Origin of the sequence: Streptomyces sp. NPDC046215 (assembly GCF_040646215.1) — a bacterium.
GTDB classification, from domain to species: domain Bacteria; phylum Actinomycetota; class Actinomycetes; order Streptomycetales; family Streptomycetaceae; genus Streptomyces; species Streptomyces stramineus.
In genome coordinates, this window is the sequence record NZ_JBEYZW010000177.1 from 1 (window position 1) to 3,642 (window position 3,642).

Sequence of the window (3,642 nt, forward strand, 5' to 3'; positions counted from 1 at the left end):
GGCGGCGGACGTCGTCCGCCGCCGAAAGGCCGCCCCCGCCTCTCTCGTTCACCCCCGGGCGTGCGGGACCCTCACCCTCAGCGGTCGGTCCACAGGTTCCAGAAGACCGGCCCGTTGGCGCACTGGTACTGCGACCAGTGACCGCGGTCGACACCCTCCTGACCGGCCTCCATGCAGCCCCCGCGGGTCCAGTACTTCCCCCGGTGGACCGGCAGGTCGGCGGGCGCCTGGGCCGCGTGCGAGACGGCGGCCACCCGCGCCGGGGCGGCCGCCGCTTCGACGGCGTGGGACACCCCGGCGCCCGTCATCGAGGCCACCGCGGCCACGAATCCGATGACGGCGAGGGAGACGCGCTTGCTGTTCATGAGTGTGTTCCTTCCTCAGTGCGTGGAACCCGGCGAACCGCGGTGGTGACCGCCGCCCGCCGGATCCGGACAATCAGAGCTTCGACCGCCCGGTGACCCAGGCACATGGGTCATCCGCCCCTTCCCGCCCGTGCCGCGGGCGGGAAGGGGGCACACAGAGGCCAGGACCCACGGGTGGACCAGCCGCTGTCGCTCGCGCCTTTGCCTCAGCGGACGACGCGCACCAGCTTGTGGTTGGCGAACTCCTCCATGCCGTACGCGCCCAGCTCACGGCCGAACCCCGACCGCTTGACCCCGCCGAACGGCAGCTCCGCCGCGGTGCCGGCGGGACCGTTGACGAACACCATGCCGGTGTCCAGCCGCTCCGCGACCCGCCGCGCCTGCTGCTCGTCGTCGGTGTGGACGGACGCGCTCAGCCCGTAGGGGCTGTTGTTGGCGAACTCCACGGCCTCGTCCTCCGAGGCCACCTTGTAGACCATGGCCACCGGGCCGAACAGTTCCTCCTGGTAGGCGCGCATGTCCGGGGTGATGCCGGTCAGGACGGTGGGCTCGAACCAGCTTCCCGGGCGGTCCATGCGCTTGCCGCCGGCGAGGACCGTGGCACCCTTCGCGACCGCGTCCTCCACCTGCTCCGACAGCGTCCGGACGGCCTTCTCCGAGGAGAGGGGCCCCATGAACGTGTCCGGGTCGGTCGGGTCACCCGGCCGCACCGCCCGCACGGCCGCGGTGAGCCGCTCCACGAAGGGCTCGAAGTGTTCGTCCAGGGTGATGATGCGCTTGGCCGCGTTGCACGCCTGTCCGGCGTTGCCCATCCGGCCGGTGAAGGCGTCCCGCGCCACGCGGTCGAGGTCGCCGGTGTCCAGCACCAGGAAGGGGTCCGACCCACCGAGCTCCAGCACCACCTTCTTCAGGTGCCGGCCGGCGGTCTCGGCCACCGCCGCGCCCGCCCGCTCGGACCCCGTCAGGGACACACCCCGCACGCGCGGGTCGGCGATGAGGTCGGCCACCTGCTGGTCGGTCGCGAAGATGTTGGTGTACGCACCGCCGGGCAGCCCCGCCTCGGCGAAGACGCGCTCCATGGCCAGCGCGGACCCGGGGCACTGAGGGGCGTGCTTGAGCAGGATGGTGTTGCCCAGCATCAGATTGGGCGCCGCGAAACGCGCCACCTGGTAGTAGGGGAAGTTCCACGGCATGATGCCCAGAAGGGCCCCGACCGCTTCCTTGCGGACCACGGCCCGGCCGCCGGACGCCACGTCCAGTTCCTCCTCGGTGAGGAAGCCGGGGCCCTGCCGGGCGTAGAAGCGGTAGATCGAGACCACGGTGTCTATCTCGGCGTGTGCCTGGGAGACGGGCTTGCCCATCTCCTCGGTGATCAGGGCGGCCAGCTCGTCCCGCTGCTGGTCGTAGAGGTCCGCCACCCGGTCGAGCACGGCCGCGCGCTCCTTGGGGTCCGTCGCCCGCCAGCCCGGGCCGGCGTCGTGCGTGCGCGCGACCGCCCGGCGGATGTCCTCGCCGGTCGCCTCCGGGTATTCCCGGAGCGTCTCGCCGGTGGCAGGGTTGGTGACCCGGTAGGCAGTCATATCAGTGATCCTTTCCTGTCCTCTCCCCGCGAGGGGAGCGGGCAGACATCGCTCGTGGTTCAGGCCGGACCGGGGACGCCGGGCGCCCGCCCGGCCGGCCGGCCGGCCTCGCGAAGTCGGCTACCCGCGCCGGATCAGGTAATTCATACCGATTGCCCGCTGTCGTGCGGTCTTCTCCGCACGCCGCACGCCGCACGCCGCACGCCGCACGCCGCAGGGCCACGGAGCCGCGCCGGTCAGGACCCGCGCCGGTCAGGAGCCGCCGGGCGGGTCGCCGCGGAAGGCCACCGCGCCCTCGTCGGGGCTCCAGGCGGTGGCGAACGGCATGAGGTCCCGGATGGCAACGCTTCCGACACCCTGCGCGGAGGGAACGATGACGCGGATGCCCGGGTGGTAGTCGAAGAGCACCTGCCGGTCCCTGCCGCACGGCCCGATGACGCCCCGCCCCGCGTTGCCGACCGCGACGATGGCGGACAGCTCCCGGGCGCCGGAGGCACGCGCGGTGCCCAGCGCGACGAGCTCCGCGCAGGGGCCACCGGTGAAGTGGTAGACGTTGATCCCGCCGTGCATCGTTCCGTCGGCCGCGCGGACGGCGGCGCCGATGGTGTGGATGCCGTTCTCCCCGTCGGTGTTCGCCTCGACGATCCGTGCGGCGAACTCCACGAGCTCTCGGTCGGCGGCGGTCAGTTCGTGCATCGGCGGGCGCATGACCGCAGGCTAAAGGCGCACCGCCCGGCCCGCGAGCCGGCCGGGGCCGGCTCCGCGGCTGACGCGTTACGCGGCCCGGGCCCTCCGCCACGCCACTTCCTCTGCGGTCACCGGGGCCTGGATCCTGTCCACGTCACCCACGCGCAGGTTGTCCGGAGTGCTGTACTCGCCGTACGTGGCGATGACGGAGACGGCCACCTGGGAGCCGGGCTGCCAGAACGTCCGGTAGTACGGTGCGTTCCCCGGGATCTCCGGGACCTCCAGCAGGGGGACGCCGCGCCGCTCCAGCAGACGCCGCAGCTTCGCGAACCGGAGCCTGGGGGCGAACCGCCCGTACCGGGCGCGGAGCGTGTCGTTGACGAGCGTGCGGTCGCGGTACGCGAGCCGGTGCACCTGCAAGGTGAAGTGGTGGCCCGACCAGGGCTGACCGGCACAGGCGCGGTCCCAGAAGAACTCGGTGAGGCCGTAGTCGCGGTACATCCCGAGGTCACCGGAACGGCCCTCGGCGAAGTCCGGTCCCAGGACTTCGGTGACGCGCTCGGGGGAGTCCGCAGGGCGCGCGCCCAGCACGGTCCCGGTGGTGACGACGTCCATGTAGAAGGCCAGGGAGTACGGGGTCAACTGCTCTTCCTCAAGACGCTGCGGCCGCATGCGGTGCGGGCCCCCGGCGGGGCGGGCACCACCGACCTTACGGGGCTTCCGCGCCGCGCCGAGCACGGGTGGAGCCGGGAGCCACCGCGGCAGCCGGAGCCGGGCGGCCCGGCGGCGGCTCCCGCGCCCGCGAGGTGTTCCCGCAGGTCCGGGCGGCACGCCCGTCCCGTGCACCGAGGCGGCCGCGGCCCGGTCGCAGTCCGCTCCGGCGCCGGAGGCCGTGCGCCGGAGCGGCGAGCCCCTCTAGGGCGTGTCTTACGGATCAGCCCGGGGCCGCGACGCCCGGCACGGCACCTCGCCGCGTTGTCGCATCACCCGAGTACGCCCAGTACGCGGGA

At 73.3% G+C, this 3,642-nt stretch carries 4 protein-coding genes; all 4 read right to left on the bottom strand.

Annotation, left to right across the window (positions count from 1 at the left end; all coding sequences use genetic code 11):
- Nucleotides 1-77: 77 nt before the first annotated feature.
- Nucleotides 78-365 carry a hypothetical protein gene (locus ABZ951_RS33600; RefSeq protein WP_344091962.1) on the bottom strand — a complete coding sequence of 96 codons (288 nt, stop codon included), beginning with the start codon at nt 363-365 and terminating at the stop codon, nt 78-80.
- 206 nt (nt 366-571) lie between these two features.
- Nucleotides 572-1,945 (bottom strand): NAD-dependent succinate-semialdehyde dehydrogenase, encoded by a 1,374-nt coding sequence (locus ABZ951_RS33605; RefSeq protein ID WP_344091964.1) that lies wholly within the window; start codon nt 1,943-1,945, stop codon nt 572-574.
- A gap of 252 nt (nt 1,946-2,197) precedes the next feature.
- Nucleotides 2,198-2,653 carry a cytidine deaminase gene (locus ABZ951_RS33610; protein ID WP_344091966.1) on the bottom strand — a complete coding sequence of 152 codons (456 nt, stop codon included), beginning with the start codon at nt 2,651-2,653 and terminating at the stop codon, nt 2,198-2,200.
- Between the two features lie 66 nt (nt 2,654-2,719).
- Entirely contained in the window at nt 2,720-3,274 is a 555-nt protein-coding gene (locus tag ABZ951_RS33615; protein ID WP_344091968.1) for a hypothetical protein, read from the bottom strand.
- Nucleotides 3,275-3,642 lie beyond the last annotated feature (368 nt).